Below are 15,141 nucleotides of genomic sequence, written 5' to 3' on the forward strand. Positions count from 1 at the left end.
TGTAATTTAGAAACGACAATAGGAAAACTTAAAATAGATAATATGAGGAAATATTTAATTTTCTGCATAAGTGTACTAGGGACGCTTGGCATAGCAGGTTCAACCGCTACCGCACAAATAGATACGGTAACGAAAGCAACCATCGATCAGGATTTTGTTAATAATGTGATTAGCCTAAATCGGTTTGAGATTGCGCTGGCCAGTCAAGCGATGGAGAGGTCAAGTAGTCAAGATATTAAGCAGTTCGCACAAAAAATTGTGACCGCGCATACACGGACAATGGACGAGTTGGAGCAGGCGGCGGCGGCGAAGAAGCTGGTGCTACCTGATGCAATTGCCGAAAATCAAGCCGATATATTGAAGTCTATGGGAGAACTTTCTGGAGCTGATTTCGACTCTGCTTTTAAAGATGTGATGGTTAAAAGCCATCAAGACGCGATCGCTTTATTTGAACTCGGTTCCGGTGAGAGTGGCATACATGACCCCGAGCTTCGTACATGGGCAGGCGAGCAAATTCCAGCTTTAAAAAGTCATTTAGAAATAGCTAAGGGATTACAGCCTACAGCACCGGAATCGGTGGCTGAAGCGTTGAGTGTTTTGTAAATCATACGGAAACGTATCTAATTGATCTTGGGATTTCGCGAGTTGTTCGCGAAATCCCATTTTTATTAACGATTGATTTTAAACCATTTTAAGGATAGCTAGCAGTTTCCTTTCAAAATATTTTTCCAATACAGGTGCTGATTTGCGTTGGGTACGTTTGATCCAGTTATCCAATTTTCCAACCTCGTAATCGTTTAAAATTCGCGGATGTACATAATGCGATCGTGTTACGGACCTTGTATTTCCCAACGTTGCAGCAACATAATCTATGGTTTCAAGAATGCTTTTTTTACGAGCTGTTATGCTGCTGGGGATTTCCTTTTCGGCCATATGTTTCAAAGCCAATAGACACCCGTTCCAAGTACGAAAATTTTTGCAACTCGCCGATAAGCCCAAAGACTGTTTCAAATAATCGTTAATGTCACCGGATTCCAGCGCTTGAACGTTTCCATGCTCATCGTAATATTGAAAGATACGTTGACCGGGGAGGTCTTTAACCTTCAATAGCATTTTTATCAAGGTTTTTTCTCGAAAATATGCCTCCTGCACAACGCCTTTTTTACCAATAAACTTAAAGAAAACTTTACTCGCGGACAATTTTTGAAGATGTTTGTTTTTCAACGTCGTCAGTCCGTACGAGCCATTTGTTTGTTCATAATGCTTATTTCCCACTCGAAAAGAGGTTCTTTGCATGACCGATACCGCCAAAGCGCATACTTTTTCCTTTGAAAACGTTCGTTTGCGCAAGTCCTGCTGCACCTTTTGTAATAGCACGGGCAAACGCATGCCAAATGCATATAGGTCGAAGAATTTTTTTTCGCTCCGCAAAGCCACCCACTTTGGATGATACCGATATTGTTTTCGACCTCGAACATCGATTCCTGTCGCCTGCAAGTGGCCATTTGCATTGCTGCAGATCCAAACGTCTGTCCAAGCGGGCGGAAGTACTAATGCTTGGATACGTTGCAGGATACGTTCATTTGTGACAGGATTCCCGCTTTTGTCAACATAACGGAATACCTTTCCTTCTGCAACGCGGCAAATCCCCTTATCATTGCACGATACATAGCGTATACCCGCCTCTTGTAGAGCGAGAAGCTCCTCATTACCTTCTAGTACTTCCATACATGTTTTACCGTTTTTTTGAGCAACACACTCCGATACATCTGACCTTTATTGATATAACTGAATATTCAATACAAACGTTTGCTCCACAAATACGCTTTTTTCTAGTTTATCAGGGCAATTTGTGGCTATACAATCGTATTAATACGGGGGGTCGACAGCTATTAATACGTTTTCTCTCCTAATATTGAACATCGTGTGTTGCCGGCTGTTTTACTAATATAAATGCACTTGTAGACTGCTGTTGATACAGTAGAAGGGCACCTTAAAAGCAATCACTAAATTATAATCGAAATGGAAGAAAAGAACGAAATTTATGATCCAGAAGAGCAACGGGACGATACACCGAGGACTGAGGTTCCACGCCCGGCTCAAGAGGAGGTGAATGATAAGCCAGCAGGCAGAGCGATAGCTTGGACAATCGTGATCGCGGTTGCGATTCTTGCTCTGGTCTATTTCTTGTTTTTTTACGAGAGATAATTCCTGGACACTTATTAGAAACAAACAGGACGGCGAGGTTAATCGCCGTCCTGTTTGTTTCTAACATCATCCAATATCGGGTTTGCTTGCTAACTCTCGAAAAAGACAGGGCGATCTAATTTCATTGCGATACGATAGGCTGCATTTACAAGGCCAACATGGCTGTATGCCTGCGGAAAATTACCCCACTGGCTACCATCATCTTCTTGGATATCTTCGCTAAATAGCATGAGGTGGTTACCAAATGACAAGAGTTGCTTGAAAACCTCTTGCGCTTCGTCCAGTCGGCCCACACATGCTAAAGCCTCTACATACCAAAAAGCACATACTAAAAATGTGGCTTTTGGTTTTCCGAAATCGTCGCGGTGCAGATAACGATAAAATAAGCCGTGTTCGCCTTTCAGCTCTTTTTCAAGCTCGATCAAATGTGTTTTAGCTCGCTCGCTGCTGGGATCTAAATAACCCATCATGATAAGCTGCAGCGTGGATGCGTCTACATTGTCACTACCAACGGCATTCATGTACACACCCTTGTCCGCTACAAAGCAGCTTTCGATGTGTGCGCTGGCCTTATCTCTCAGATAAAGAGCTTTTTTTTCCATATCGGCCAAATTGTATTGCTTAGCGATCTTAAGTGCAGCAGTTGCGCCAGCCCATTGAAAGAGGTTTGAATAGCAGTGCCTGTTTTCAAAGTTCCTAAATTCCCATATTCCTGCATCTTTTTCATCAATGGTAGTTTCGATTTTATCCAAGATAAACTCTGTCCAGTCTTTTGTGAACGCTAAATTTTGGTGTCTGAATCGGTGGTCGGTAAAAAGCGGAAGCAGGGCGATCAAGGCCTGGCCGTATACATCGTTTTGAATATGCTCGCTGGCTTGGTTTCCGACACGTATAGGCTTGTTGCCGAGATAACCTTCCAAATAATCCAGCGTATGCTCCTCCAATTTGTGATGTCCAAATATTCCGTAAAGCGGCTGCAACCTTCCCGTATCGGTCTGGGTGATGTTGGCTATATAAGACGCATAGCGTTCCATCTCTTCAAAATGACCGATGTGGCTCAGTGCCTGCAATACATAGTAGCTGTCACGCAGCCAACAGTACCGGTAATCCCAGTTGCGGCCCGATCCAGGGAATTCAGGCAAACTGGTCGTGCTAGCGGCGATAATAGCCCCTGTATCTTCGTATTGGTGCAGCTTTAAAGCTAAGGAAGAACGAATCACTTCCTGTTGATAAAAGGAAGGAATGGACGCATTCTTAACCCATTTACGCCAATACTGCTTGGTACGTTTAAGAAAATCTTCAGCGGTTCGCTCGATTGCAGCCTCGAATGGACTGCCATAAGTGAGCACGAGATAAATGGGTTTACTTAATACATAGGGTATATCGTCGTCGAAAAAGTGGCTGATGGGCATATTCGTCGCCAATCGCATTTTTACATCGGCTCGTTCAAACTGGATATGGTTGCTGCCTCTGAATTTCTCAAACGACTGCTGACCATAATTGAAGACTGGATCGCAGGTAACCTTGATCTTGGGATGACCAGCTATCGGTTCCACCTTGCGAATGAGCATTAACGGTTTGTAGTAGCGCTCATATTGCTCGAAGCGCGGTGCAAAATCGGTTACTCGGTAGCTGCCTTCTTCGGATTCGATAGTGGTGGCTAAAATATTCGTATTCTCCAGATAGTGTTGCGTGCTACTGACGATATCACCACTAGGTAATATGGAGAATTCACCGCCAAGGCCTTTATCCAGTAGACCGCCAAAAATAAACGTGTCTTGAAAGGATGGCCAGCACAGCCAGCTGATATTAGCTGATTTATCCACATGGGCGATAAAGGCACAATTGCCGATGATCCCGGTATTGTATACATGTTTTCTTTCTTTGTGCATGTTAAAATTATTGAAAATGAGCATTGTTACTGTTGCTATCAGCGGTGTCTAGGTTTCCGGTAGCAAAATAGTCAATTAGCGCTACCGCTTCCTCCTGACTCTCCACATAATATTGAGCAGCAGATTTTTTGTTCCCGACCTTTACGGTAATGGCTTGCTCTGGAAGATCATGGAACATATCTTCATCGGTAGCATCGTCTCCTATGGCAAAAATAAAATCAGGTTGGTAATCGGCTACGACTTCCATCGCAGCTTTTCCTTTGTTCAATTCACTGCTTTTGACCTCGATCACTTTATCACCCATGAGCAGTTGCAAACCATGGTGTGGTATGAGATAGCGCAAGCTATCCACGAGCTCTTGCGAACGCAACTGTCCCAAGCCATTTTGCGCTTTTCGATAGTGCCACGCGAGTGAGTACGTTTTCTCTTCAACGATCGCGCCGGCGGTGCGGTTAGCAAATTTATTCATGATATGTTTGACGGGTATTTTCCAACGTGTAGAGATATGGTTTTTTCCGTGCCAGCTATGCTCGGGGTAATTGCTCCATGCGCCATGTTCGGCCACAAGGTAATACTCTTTCTTACCAAACCAGCGCTCTAGCGTTTCGTGAGGACGACCGCTAATGATCACAATCTGGTTCGCCGGATTACTTTGTAGTAATTCTAGGGTGCGGTAAAGCGATTCAGTAGGGGAGGCTGCATCCGCATCTTTGTGAAAGCCGATCAAGGTACCGTCGTAGTCCAGAAAAAACAGCCTTCTTTTGGCGTTTTGATAACGCAGAGAGATGCTGTCCTTTACTTCTGAACGGACACGTCTGGCCATTTCCTGCTTCTGCAAGGTCTTTATCTCGTGGAGACGATTAAAGAAGATCTTAACCCAGTGTCTTACATTGAATTTACGAACGATTTCTATACTGTCTTGCATTCTCCGTTGTTGTTCGTGTTCCGGCATTTCAATGGCCTGTTTCAAAGCTTGGCGTATTTGGTCAATAGAATTGGGATTTACCTGAATGGCTTCAAGCAACTCTTTAGATGCGCCCGCCAATTCACTTAAAACCAGTACGCCATTACTTTCTACCTTGCTCGCTACGTACTCTTTACAGACAAGATTCATGCCGTCGCGAATGGAGGTGACGAGGCAAATATCGGCAGCTACGTACAGTGCTGAAAGCTCTTCCAAAGGATAGGAGTTGTAATAATAGGCGATTGGTTGCCATTCGTTGACCCCGTAAACCGAATTGATGTGGCCTACAGCCCGATCAATTTCATCGCGCAATAGTCTATATTGGGGTACGGTATCCCGAGACGGTACAACCAATTGATAGAGCACAACTTGTTCTCGCAATTCGGGGTGCTCTTGCAGCAAACTCTCATAGGCTTGCAAACGTTCTATTATCCCTTTGCTATAATCGAGCCTATCGATACAAAGTATAAATTTTCTGTTCCGGTAGTATTGCTTTATCTCTTGTGCGCGTTGCTGGATTGATGTGCTTTTCGCTAAGTCACTAAATTTGTCGAAATCGATTCCCATAGGATAAACCTCTGCATACACGCTGCGGCCATCTACAAGCAAACAATTATTTTGAATGGGCAAGCCCAAAAGGTGGGTGCAAGCATTTAAAAAATGCTGGGTATCATTGTACGTATGAAAAGCGATCAAATCGGCTCCCAGCAAACCTTTTATCAGTTCATCACGCCAAGGTATACAACGAAAGACCTCATCGGGAGGAAACGGGATATGCTGGAAATAGCCGATAGCAATAGTAGGATGATCTTCTCGGACTAGTTGCGGAAGTAGCATAAGTTGATAGTCATGAATCCATACTTCATCCTTTTCGTCCGGATCCTGTCGATTGATGACCTCGGCAAACTTTTTATTTACTTGTTGGTAAACGTGCCAATTTTCCGTGTTATAGACGGCGTAGGATAAGCGGTAGTGGAAGATCGGCCATAAGACCTCATTGGAGAACCCTTCATAATAACCCTGCAACTCTTCTTCGGTCAGAAAGACCGGTACAAGGTTCAGTTCGGCAAGTTTTTCCCTAGTTAGTCGTTCTTCTTGTTCGCTTTCCGGAACAAAGCCGGGCCAGCCTACCCAAATATTACCTTCTTGCTGGTAAATGGAGCCAAGTCCGGTAGCTAAGCCGCCTTCGCTGGGAATGAAATGAAGATCACCGTCACGTCGTTCGACCCGAACTGGCAATCGATTGGAAATAATTATTGTTTTCTTATTACGCATATGTTTTGAAAAAATCATGAAGCAGGCGGGTTAGGGTAAGCCATACTTCTTATCAACAGGTATGAAAATAACAAGCCAATCCCCAAAATGTTTTGACATTTCTTAAGGTTGGCTTGATTTTTCAGCATATCGAAACAGATCAGCCCCTTATTGGCTATTATATTTTCAAAATCGATTTAACGATGCGATACCTGTAGATAAAACGTCGTTGTTTTGCGGCAACGTATGTACTTGACCGCCATTTCTATAGGCAATTAGCGCGATACGGTTGATAATATCTGCAAGACTTGAATCATCAGGATTAATTTGGCGATTTTCCAAAGAAATTGTGCCGGCCAAGTTCAATCCTTCCGTTACGAATAAGGACGCGATGCGACTATCCAGCGCATGTTGCGCTATATCCACCACATCTTCCGATGCGAGGCTTTCAGCTTTTGCCCGGGCGAGGCGTTCTACGTCATTGTCCAACGCAAGCTGTCGCTGTCGGTCAATCAAATCTAGCGCGGATTGATGCAAACGCGTTTTATCGGTATGTTCCGCATTCAATGATAAATACTCCTTCTGTAGACACTCGTTTCTACTAAGCGATTGAAATAAGCTTTGGTTTTCGGGCAAAGAAGCTAGGTATAGGGGTAGTTTATACTGTTTGCTGTAGCGCTCCTTGATCTCTTGGTCAATACGCCTAAAAAACCGCGTGTTATCCGTCTCACGCTCCTCCGTAATTTCCATATAACCGTGTATTGCCGCTGATCCTCCGGCTGCGGCATGCAGGTGGTTATCTGTCAAATCGTGTCCCAGTGCTGCCTTCATCGTGGTGGGGATATCGGTATCCAACGCTATCTCCTCGAAGTGGTATCGATTTCCTTCGAACAGCTTTACGTGATTTTTCCCGAGGGCCAGTACCTGAAATGTTCTGTTTTGCTTTGCGAATTCAAACAAGGGTAAAACATAAAAGCACGCATCCATATAGCATACGTTCGGTATGGAAATAGGCAAAAAAATGGTTTCAAATAGCTTTTCCGATGAAAAAATTGCCAACGTGCCGTCTCCTTCGCGAACAAATTCCTTACTATTCAGTAACGACTCGACGGGATGCAGTAAACCATCTAAAATAGGCTCATGTGCTCCATCAGTTTTCGAACGGATCTCCTTGATGCTATTTTTTAACGCTAAAGCATCAAGGTTGCTATCTGCAACACTGCTATGCAACGGAAGATAAATGCTTAAACAAGGTGCTGCATCGCTTGTAGTCAGGGCGTTCAGTAATTCGGCATCTAATGTCTTCATAAATATCTGTTTTTTTAATGAAACGTTACTTTACCAATGAACACATGAGTAGCGTAATGGTTCAAATATACCCGCTGTACGACTTTCTCTGTATGATCTACCGATCACTAACAAGCTCGGCATCGCTATCGCTTTATCGACCGATTGAGCGCTGTTGCCTGTTGAGCGTAAAAAATTAATTTGGAAAATACAAATGAAAGATCGTACCCTTTCCGATTTCACTTTCTACATCAACCTGGGCACCCAACCGTTCGACGATGCGTTTAACGATCGCTAAGCCTACGCCAGAACCATCAAAATTGCTGGAGTTCGACATTCTTTTGAACATATCAAAAACATGTTTGAGTTCATCCTGAGGTATTCCTATACCGTTGTCTTCAATTGTATAGCGCACTTTACCATTTGTTTGCACGCTAAATATATGGACACTGGCATCGGCTTGCTTACTGCTGTATTTAATAGCATTACTGATCACATTAGAAAAAAGCTGGTAAATCAATGTCGGTTCTCCGTGTATCGGATGCAGCTCGCCGATAGTGAACTGACAGTGCTGCGCGGTGTATAATGTCTGACAGTGCGCCACGATCTGCGGAATTAATTGCTCGGTTTGTATGACTGTAGGTTCGTAACGGAATTGTTTTACTTTTGAGCATTCATATATTTTATCGAGCATATCCTCCATCAATTCGCTGGCATCCTTCATATTGTCCGTTAACCTGCCTAATAGTTCGGAAGAAAGACCTTTTTTGCTCTGTAACATCTGCACCGATAATTTGATGACAGACAAGGGGTTTTTTAGATCGTGACTTACGGTGTATGCATAGGTGTCTAATGCGTTATTTAATTGAATGAGTTCCTGATTTAAGGTGTGGATCTCTTGCGATTTACGTAAAAGGCTTTCCCGGATCAGCTTTCTTACACGTTTCATAAAATAAATATCCGATTTGCTCCACGAAGGGGCAATTCCGTTCACCATCTCCTTCCAGGCATCGAAGGACGATCTCGGCGATGGAACGAAAACTTGGTTCTCCTGATCGTAGGCCATAACCTTTTCGGGCTTACCGGCCCACAGCCTTTCTATGGCCTGTTCACGTCTGAACCAAAGCAAGCTATACGTTCTGGAAGAGTCCATGTCCATTTTCACCACCCCAGCAAAGTCAGCATCCGTCACGCCCAGCGTTAGTCCAAATTTCTTGCGGAAGTCTTCACGCTTATAAAAGGACTTTTCGGACTTTTTATTAATAAACGCATGTATTTGACGGACCTGTGTAACTGTTGGCGAAGAGCCAAATACAAATGTCTCACCCTTATTCACCATGGCAAAACCGTCTGCACGCGTAAACTTGCACAATTGTTCGGCAATGTCTGGCATCAGTTCCGGCATACTGCTTCCTAATAGTAACTTTTCCTTCAAAGCCAGCTCAAATTCTTTGACCTGTTTCCCTATATATAAATCATTTTCCTTCTCCATGATCAAATATCGGCTCACAGCATACTTCGTTAGCAACATGGCCAATTGGCGTTGAGATAGATCAATTGCCTTGGCCGACTGATGCTGGCAGGTCACCAATCCCCATAATTTACCATGTGCAACGATAGAAAAACTAATGCTAGCGCGTACGCCAGCATGCTCAAGGTACTGCAGATGGATAGGAGATAGGGCGCGTAATGCGCTTGCTGATAGATCTATTGGTTCATCCTGCAGCGCATGTATGGGATAGGTTGGGCTATGAATATCTGATGTATGGCGAGTGAGTTGCGTCAAATACAAATCGCGAGCCTGTCGCGGGATATCAAACTCCGGGTAGTGAAGCCCTAAATAGCTTGTTAGACCGGGTTTAACCTTCTCTGCAACGACATGTCCACTGTTATCTTCCTTAAATCGATAGGTCATTACCCGATCAAAACCGATTACGTTTGATATACATTGGCATAGGATATCCCATATGGCACTTGTTTGTTCTATTTGCTGTACATAGGATTGGATTTGGATAAGCGATGATATAGCAGTTGACTGTCTTTTTTCAAACTCCAGGTACAGGTGGTCACAATCGCCGTAAATACTGAGATAAAAATCCGAGGTGCCGAGGCTAATTTCATGCACAAATCGTTTGTCCACTGGCTGACCATAGACCGATGTGATGGACGCCTCAATAGCCATCACGGACATAGGTAAAATGTTGTTGATTAGCTGGTTGACAGAGGTTTTTAGGATGCCGGTGGATGTCAAATCCATCCAATGTGAACAGTTCTCGCTTGCCGCCACTATCAACCTTTTGCGATCGGCCACAATCAGAAAGCCGTATTCCTGAATCTGACCACAGAATTGGATAGCTTCATCTTCACACCGCAGCTGGTTGATATGCATATTTATTTAGATTTTTTTCTAAAATACAAAACATAATTCTTTTCAGGAAAAAAATACATTTATTTATCGATGATGTTTTTTTTCTTTCATTAAGTATTTTGCAGCGCTTTAATATGTCTAGTGCAAATACGGTGAGCACGGCGTGATTTATACGCTATCTTCCACTAAAATGAACGAAATTTAAAATCGATTGTCCTAAGGTAGAATTTCATGGGAAATTGAAAGAGCTCGTGAATAATGTTAAAAGATAAAAAAACTTAAAACAATAATAAATTTGATATGAAAAAGTTAATTGTAAATGCTATGATGCTCGGCCTTTTCGGCTTTTTATTCGCCTGTGGAAACCCTTCACATAACAATGATGTTGATACCGCCGACACGATGATGACGGATGGAGTAGAAGGTGTGCCGCCAATGGACACAATAAGACGCGATAGCACGGATACGCTCGGTCAACCCATGCCAACGCCACCTATGAACTAAGCGTAAAGATTTTATGCATTAATTATAAAGCAGGTGATGTACACGGTATGTCACCTGCTTTGCGAAATTACAAAGTGTGTATCCCCCTTACTTGGCCTTAGTGGATGGGCCAATCCTATACAAAGACAGGGGTACTGCTTTTCAATAACATCTCCTGACCTGGACAACTTTAACATTTTTAAGCGGGAGTTTTCAAAAAAAAAGCGTATCAAAACGCTCTTTTTTAGTATTTAATGGAGTGAGTATGCGACGATTTATTTTCTGTACACCTTCAAATTCTTCTTTAAAATTTTTCGTGCCATGTGGATCCTCGTTTTTACTGTTCCTTCAGCGATTTGAAGGTGGTCGGCTATCTCTTGATATTTATAGCCTTCCATAAACATGGTAAATGCAATATAATTATCTTGCGGAAGATTCTTAATTGCGTTTTGTATGTCGTTAAGCACAAATTTCGACTCGCTTTGGTTGCTCGACAATTGTTCGAAGTGAGACGTGTGGGTCAATTCACTCTCAATGGTTCGATACTTTGTTATCTTCCGGTAGTTATTGATGTAAACGTTCCGCATAATCACAAAGAGCCATGCTACCAACTTCGGATGGTTCACGAATCGATCTAAAGAAGATAGTGATCTGATGAACGTTTCTTGCACCAATTCCTCGATTTCGTAAGGATCTTGCGTAAATTTTGTTGCTATCCGCTTCAAAAGTGGTTGGTTTTGTTCGATTGTGGTGTTCAGTAGTTCAGCTCTCATATTTCCAGTCTTTAGTTGTTAAACAATAAATACATTTGAGACATGAAGTACAAATTTGGTGCAAAAAAAGTTTCGGAAATTGATTTATCTGCTTATATGAACACACTTTGCGACAAACACTTGTCACCTTGGATAAATACGCTAAGCCGAATATTTTCAACAATAGACGTCTTTTTTTAGTATAAGGGGACGGATAAAAACGTTCTTTTCGAAAAAATTCTCCAATACAATTTTAGGTGTTTATTTTTTTTCAATAAGTTTTTTCAGCAGTATGGTATCGGCTAGCAAGAAGCCCGCTATGTAGGACGTTTATCTTTTTAAAAAGTTTGTCGCTCATGCAAAAATATGTCAATTTTAAATGCTCGATCTTTATAGGTATTTTTACGTAGTGGTGCCGATATTATTCGGGTATTTTTCCTTAGTTTATAGGTTTGATTTTTGCACTTGAAGAACAGCATATGATGGTGAGTATTGACTTCGCCACATGGTAAGCCTAAGCGGTGATTTATAAAATGACGATAACAAATACGAATACCAAAGATATGTCTTATTCTCCATCGTTTCCTGATGGCCCTTCAGGCGAGCAGTATAATGACCTGCTTGTCTTTTACAACGCATTTAACGATGGGCCTTTCGGATATATGTTTGTGGATCAGAATGCAAGAGCTCTCCATTTCAACAAAAAACTTTCCGAATTACTATGTTTGGAGCCTTCGTCCATCCACCATAAAACTGTTTTCGATTTTATGCTCGATGAGGAGCACGATAGGCTACGCGCGTTTTTGGAGACGGCAGTCGAGCAATTTCAGGAGCCCCTCCGCATGGTTAAGGTGAAATGTGCAAAGAAAATCTTCCGCTTTGTAACAATATATCTCAAAAAGATTGCGGCAACATGGGATGGACGGGATTTATTTGTAATGTTGTTCTTGAAGAATGAATTTAATCCGCTCAGTGCATCGAAAGAGGAAAATGAAGCATTCTATCGGGCAATTATCGAGACACAAGAAGCTGAGCGTGAATTTATTGGAAAAAGTTTGCATGATAGTATAGCGCAAGAGCTGTATGCCATTCGGATAAATCTGCAACGTTATATCATGGACCATGGCCACGAAGAGCAGATTATGCCGATCAAAAAGATGCTGAACGATACGATATTTAAGGTTCAAAATATTTCCAACGATTTGTTGCCGGCAGTGCTTCGGGACATGGGCCTTCAGAAAGCCGTTGATGATATGATATTTCGCTTGACTAGGCCTGATGTTCGATTTTTCGTAAAGATAGATCAGGCAATAGGGGACGAACGTCGCGAAATTCAGTTTTGTGTGTACCGCGTAGTGCAGGAATTGTTCCACAATTCGCTTCGACACAGCCGGGCAAGCCGGATCAATCTGTTGGTGAAGGTGTCCGCAAAGACCATTGTAGTTACTGTAGAGGACAACGGCACGGGCTTTAGCAGCGACGTCAATGCTGCCCTGCAGTTGGGAACGGGGTTGCGCAACATACGCAATCGCATCGCACTTTACGCAGGCACGATGGATATGACCAGTTCGCGCAAAGGAAGCAGAATACAAATAAAATTATACATATAACATTTTAAGCGGTATACATATATGATAAACATTATTCTTGCGGAAGATCATCTAGTCGTCCGAAACGGAATAAAGCTATTGATCGATTCTCAGGACGACCTCACTGTCATCGGCGAAGCAAATAACGGAGAAGAGGTATTGGCGCTGCTCGACGAAGGGCTGCAGCCGGACATCGTGCTTTCCGATATTAGTATGAGTGGGATGGACGGACTGCAGCTGGTAGAACGCTTGAAGCGTGATCATCCCGGAATCAAGGTCATTATCCTTTCGATGATGAACAGTAGCCAACATGTGTTTCAAGCGTTCGATAAGGGCGCTCGTGGCTACCTTGTAAAAAATGTAGGTTACGACGAGTTGCTGTTCGCCATTCAGCACATACATATCGGAGGACGCTACCTTTGTGAAGAGCTTGCAATGATGCTTGTCGATAAGTTGAGCGACGCGCCGGCTGCGGCCGCCAATATCGAGGATCTCATGTCGGAAATGGATATTTCCGATAGAGAGCTAGAAGTCCTCCAGCTGATAAGTGAGGGGTATACCAATGTGGAAATTGCTGATCAATTGTTTTTGAGCAAGAGAACCGTTGAGGGGCATCGACAAAACTTGATCGATAAGACAGGCGTCAAGAATTCGGCAGCATTGATTAAGCTCGCCGTAAAGACAGGATTGATCAAGTAGTAAAGGCTTCGAAAAAAGGCGTTCTGCATCTAGAACGCCTTTTTTATGCATTATTCTTCTGTTGAATCATAGAACTTTTCAAAGCTTGGTAGGATAGGGGTAAAAGCAGAATTGCTGTCAATAAAAATATACTGCTTTCTTTTACCTCAACATCTTGGTAGCAGCCATATGTATAAAACCAGGGAAAAAGTCCCCATGAGGTGAAAGCTATGCGTGTTATCTCTTCATATAGCAATACACCTATTCCGCCGGAAATAAAATAGGGAAGAATAAGAGAGGCAGCGATCCAAGGAACCATGTATCCTTTCCGAACACCCATAATGCTTCCGATCTGGTATAGCCAACTGCCAAAAAGGGCGAGGTAGCAGATCAAAAGAATGCCCACCGTTAAAAGGCTCTGACTTGGCGTGGCATCACATGGAGAGAGTCCCCGATAAGGCGAGCCTAATGGTAGGAGAAAAATAGCGAATACTCCCCAGCCTATCGCATAAAGTAGGCTATGTATAAGGAGGGAGGTCTTTTTTTGTTTCATCAGTATTAGTTTTTTCCTCGTAAACTTTCGTGGTTTTGGATCGATTCGGTCGAAGATTTGTTTTGTAGTAATAAAGCCAGCGCAACAGCAATACTTATGATGATGGCAAAAACGTGAGGAATAGCTTGGGTAACCACGGTATACTTTTTCTCCAAAACGATGATGGTATCGACAAATGGAACAATAGGAGATATCAATAAAGATATCGACAAAGCTTTCGTTTGTTTGCTCCATGCTAATATGCAGATAAGTAGACCCGACAGCAAATCACGTATGCCTTTCATATAATGAAATGAATAGTCGTATTGCTCATCGAAACGTAGACCATAACCCGCTTCCGCAAGTTCAGGAGCTATTAAAAATCTTCCACCTATGAAGATTAAACCGAAACCCATTAGGTAAGCCATTGCGATGGCGATATGCTTTGTCATAATCGTATGTTGATTTAAACCACAAAGCTATGCGGATCTAACGCCGGATTCATGCACCCAAGTTACTAAATCACTTGGCATGCAAAACGCGTCGTCGAATACGGCTGAGTGATTGCGGCTTCACACCTAAATAAGAGGCTATCTGGTATTGCGGCAGCCGCTGCTGCAAGTCTGGATATTCCTTTATGAATTTCTCATATCGAAAGGCAGGACTTTCGGTATACATCGAACTAAGGTCTCTTAACGTTTGTATGAAAACTTGCTCGATGGTAAGTCTGCCAAATCTTTCCCCGCACCTAACGGTTCGATATAGTATCTGTAAATCCGTATAAGAGATTTGCAAAATCTCACAATCTTCTAATGCCTGGATAATTTTAGTCGATGGCGTTTGGGGTATAAAACTTTCGTTGTTGCAGACAAAGTCATCCTCTTTACCGAACGCATAGATTCTGTCATTGCCATCTTGATTCACGTAGTAGCGAACAAGCCCTTTGAGGATAAAGCCGACGTGTTTACAGATCTGGCCATCTGCCAAAAAGAAATCTCCTTTTTTCAAATATTTCTTTTTCCATAAACAACTTATTTCATTGACTTCTTTTGGCGTCAATTCGACAACCGACCTGATTTGTGCGATGAGTTTCTCTGCCATGATACGCCTAACCCGAAAAGATAAACCAAATTT

14 protein-coding genes are annotated in these 15,141 nt (G+C 42.8%); 5 read left to right on the top strand and 9 right to left on the bottom strand.

The window, feature by feature from the left end; translation table 11 throughout:
- The first annotated feature begins 42 nt into the window (after window positions 1–42).
- Window positions 43–603, top strand: coding sequence for a DUF4142 domain-containing protein (locus IE165_RS09410; RefSeq protein WP_189626362.1), 561 nt, complete (start codon window positions 43–45; stop codon window positions 601–603).
- 78 nt (window positions 604–681) lie between these two features.
- Here IE165_RS09410 and IE165_RS09415 read toward each other — a convergent pair whose 3' ends face one another.
- Window positions 682–1,728, bottom strand: a complete 1,047-nt coding sequence (locus tag IE165_RS09415; protein ID WP_189626363.1) for a DNA topoisomerase IB — start codon at window positions 1,726–1,728, stop codon at window positions 682–684.
- A 294-nt stretch (window positions 1,729–2,022) separates the two neighbouring features.
- On the opposite strand from IE165_RS09415, the gene IE165_RS09420 reads away from it, so the two are divergent.
- Complete coding sequence (locus IE165_RS09420; RefSeq protein ID WP_189626491.1) at window positions 2,023–2,208, top strand: hypothetical protein; 186 nt, start codon at window positions 2,023–2,025, stop codon at window positions 2,206–2,208.
- Window positions 2,209–2,297: 89 nt separating this feature from the next.
- On the opposite strand, the gene IE165_RS09425 is transcribed toward IE165_RS09420, so the two are convergent.
- The 4 genes from IE165_RS09425 to IE165_RS09440 all read right to left on the bottom strand — a co-directional run bounded on the left by IE165_RS09425 (window position 2,298) and on the right by IE165_RS09440 (window position 9,994).
- Entirely contained in the window at window positions 2,298–4,100 is a 1,803-nt protein-coding gene (locus tag IE165_RS09425; RefSeq protein ID WP_189626364.1) for a glycoside hydrolase family 15 protein, read from the bottom strand.
- Between the two features lie 7 nt (window positions 4,101–4,107).
- Window positions 4,108–6,339, bottom strand: coding sequence for a bifunctional alpha,alpha-trehalose-phosphate synthase (UDP-forming)/trehalose-phosphatase (locus IE165_RS09430; protein WP_229826485.1), 2,232 nt, complete (start codon window positions 6,337–6,339; stop codon window positions 4,108–4,110).
- Window positions 6,340–6,504: 165 nt separating this feature from the next.
- Window positions 6,505–7,626 carry a baeRF3 domain-containing protein gene (locus IE165_RS09435; RefSeq protein ID WP_189626366.1) on the bottom strand — a complete coding sequence of 374 codons (1,122 nt, stop codon included), beginning with the start codon at window positions 7,624–7,626 and terminating at the stop codon, window positions 6,505–6,507.
- 175 nt (window positions 7,627–7,801) lie between these two features.
- Entirely contained in the window at window positions 7,802–9,994 is a 2,193-nt protein-coding gene (locus IE165_RS09440; RefSeq protein WP_189626367.1) for an ATP-binding protein, read from the bottom strand.
- A gap of 279 nt (window positions 9,995–10,273) precedes the next feature.
- Here IE165_RS09440 and IE165_RS09445 point away from each other — a divergent pair, with 279 nt between their 5' ends.
- Window positions 10,274–10,477, top strand: a complete 204-nt coding sequence (locus tag IE165_RS09445; RefSeq protein WP_189626368.1) for a hypothetical protein — start codon at window positions 10,274–10,276, stop codon at window positions 10,475–10,477.
- 254 nt (window positions 10,478–10,731) lie between these two features.
- Here the strand turns inward: IE165_RS09445 and IE165_RS09450 are convergent, their stop codons facing one another.
- Window positions 10,732–11,229 (bottom strand): RNA polymerase sigma factor, encoded by a 498-nt coding sequence (locus tag IE165_RS09450; RefSeq protein ID WP_189626369.1) that lies wholly within the window; start codon window positions 11,227–11,229, stop codon window positions 10,732–10,734.
- Between the two features lie 512 nt (window positions 11,230–11,741).
- Between IE165_RS09450 and IE165_RS09455 the strand changes: the two genes are divergently transcribed.
- Entirely contained in the window at window positions 11,742–12,818 is a 1,077-nt protein-coding gene (locus tag IE165_RS09455; RefSeq protein ID WP_189626370.1) for a sensor histidine kinase, read from the top strand.
- 21 nt (window positions 12,819–12,839) lie between these two features.
- Window positions 12,840–13,496 carry a response regulator transcription factor gene (locus IE165_RS09460; RefSeq protein ID WP_189626371.1) on the top strand — a complete coding sequence of 219 codons (657 nt, stop codon included), beginning with the start codon at window positions 12,840–12,842 and terminating at the stop codon, window positions 13,494–13,496.
- Between the two features lie 43 nt (window positions 13,497–13,539).
- Here IE165_RS09460 and IE165_RS09465 read toward each other — a convergent pair whose 3' ends face one another.
- From IE165_RS09465 to IE165_RS09475, 3 genes are all read right to left on the bottom strand, one after another.
- Entirely contained in the window at window positions 13,540–14,028 is a 489-nt protein-coding gene (locus IE165_RS09465; protein WP_189626372.1) for a hypothetical protein, read from the bottom strand.
- Window positions 14,029–14,033: 5 nt separating this feature from the next.
- Window positions 14,034–14,459: a DUF4267 domain-containing protein gene (locus IE165_RS09470; RefSeq protein WP_189626373.1), complete on the bottom strand. Its 426-nt coding sequence runs from the start codon at window positions 14,457–14,459 to the stop codon at window positions 14,034–14,036.
- Between the two features lie 70 nt (window positions 14,460–14,529).
- On the bottom strand, window positions 14,530–15,108 hold the full coding sequence (locus tag IE165_RS09475; protein WP_189626374.1) for a Crp/Fnr family transcriptional regulator: 579 nt from the start codon (window positions 15,106–15,108) through the stop codon (window positions 14,530–14,532).
- Window positions 15,109–15,141 lie beyond the last annotated feature (33 nt).

Source organism: Sphingobacterium griseoflavum, assembly GCF_014653155.1.
GTDB classification, from domain to species: domain Bacteria; phylum Bacteroidota; class Bacteroidia; order Sphingobacteriales; family Sphingobacteriaceae; genus Sphingobacterium; species Sphingobacterium griseoflavum.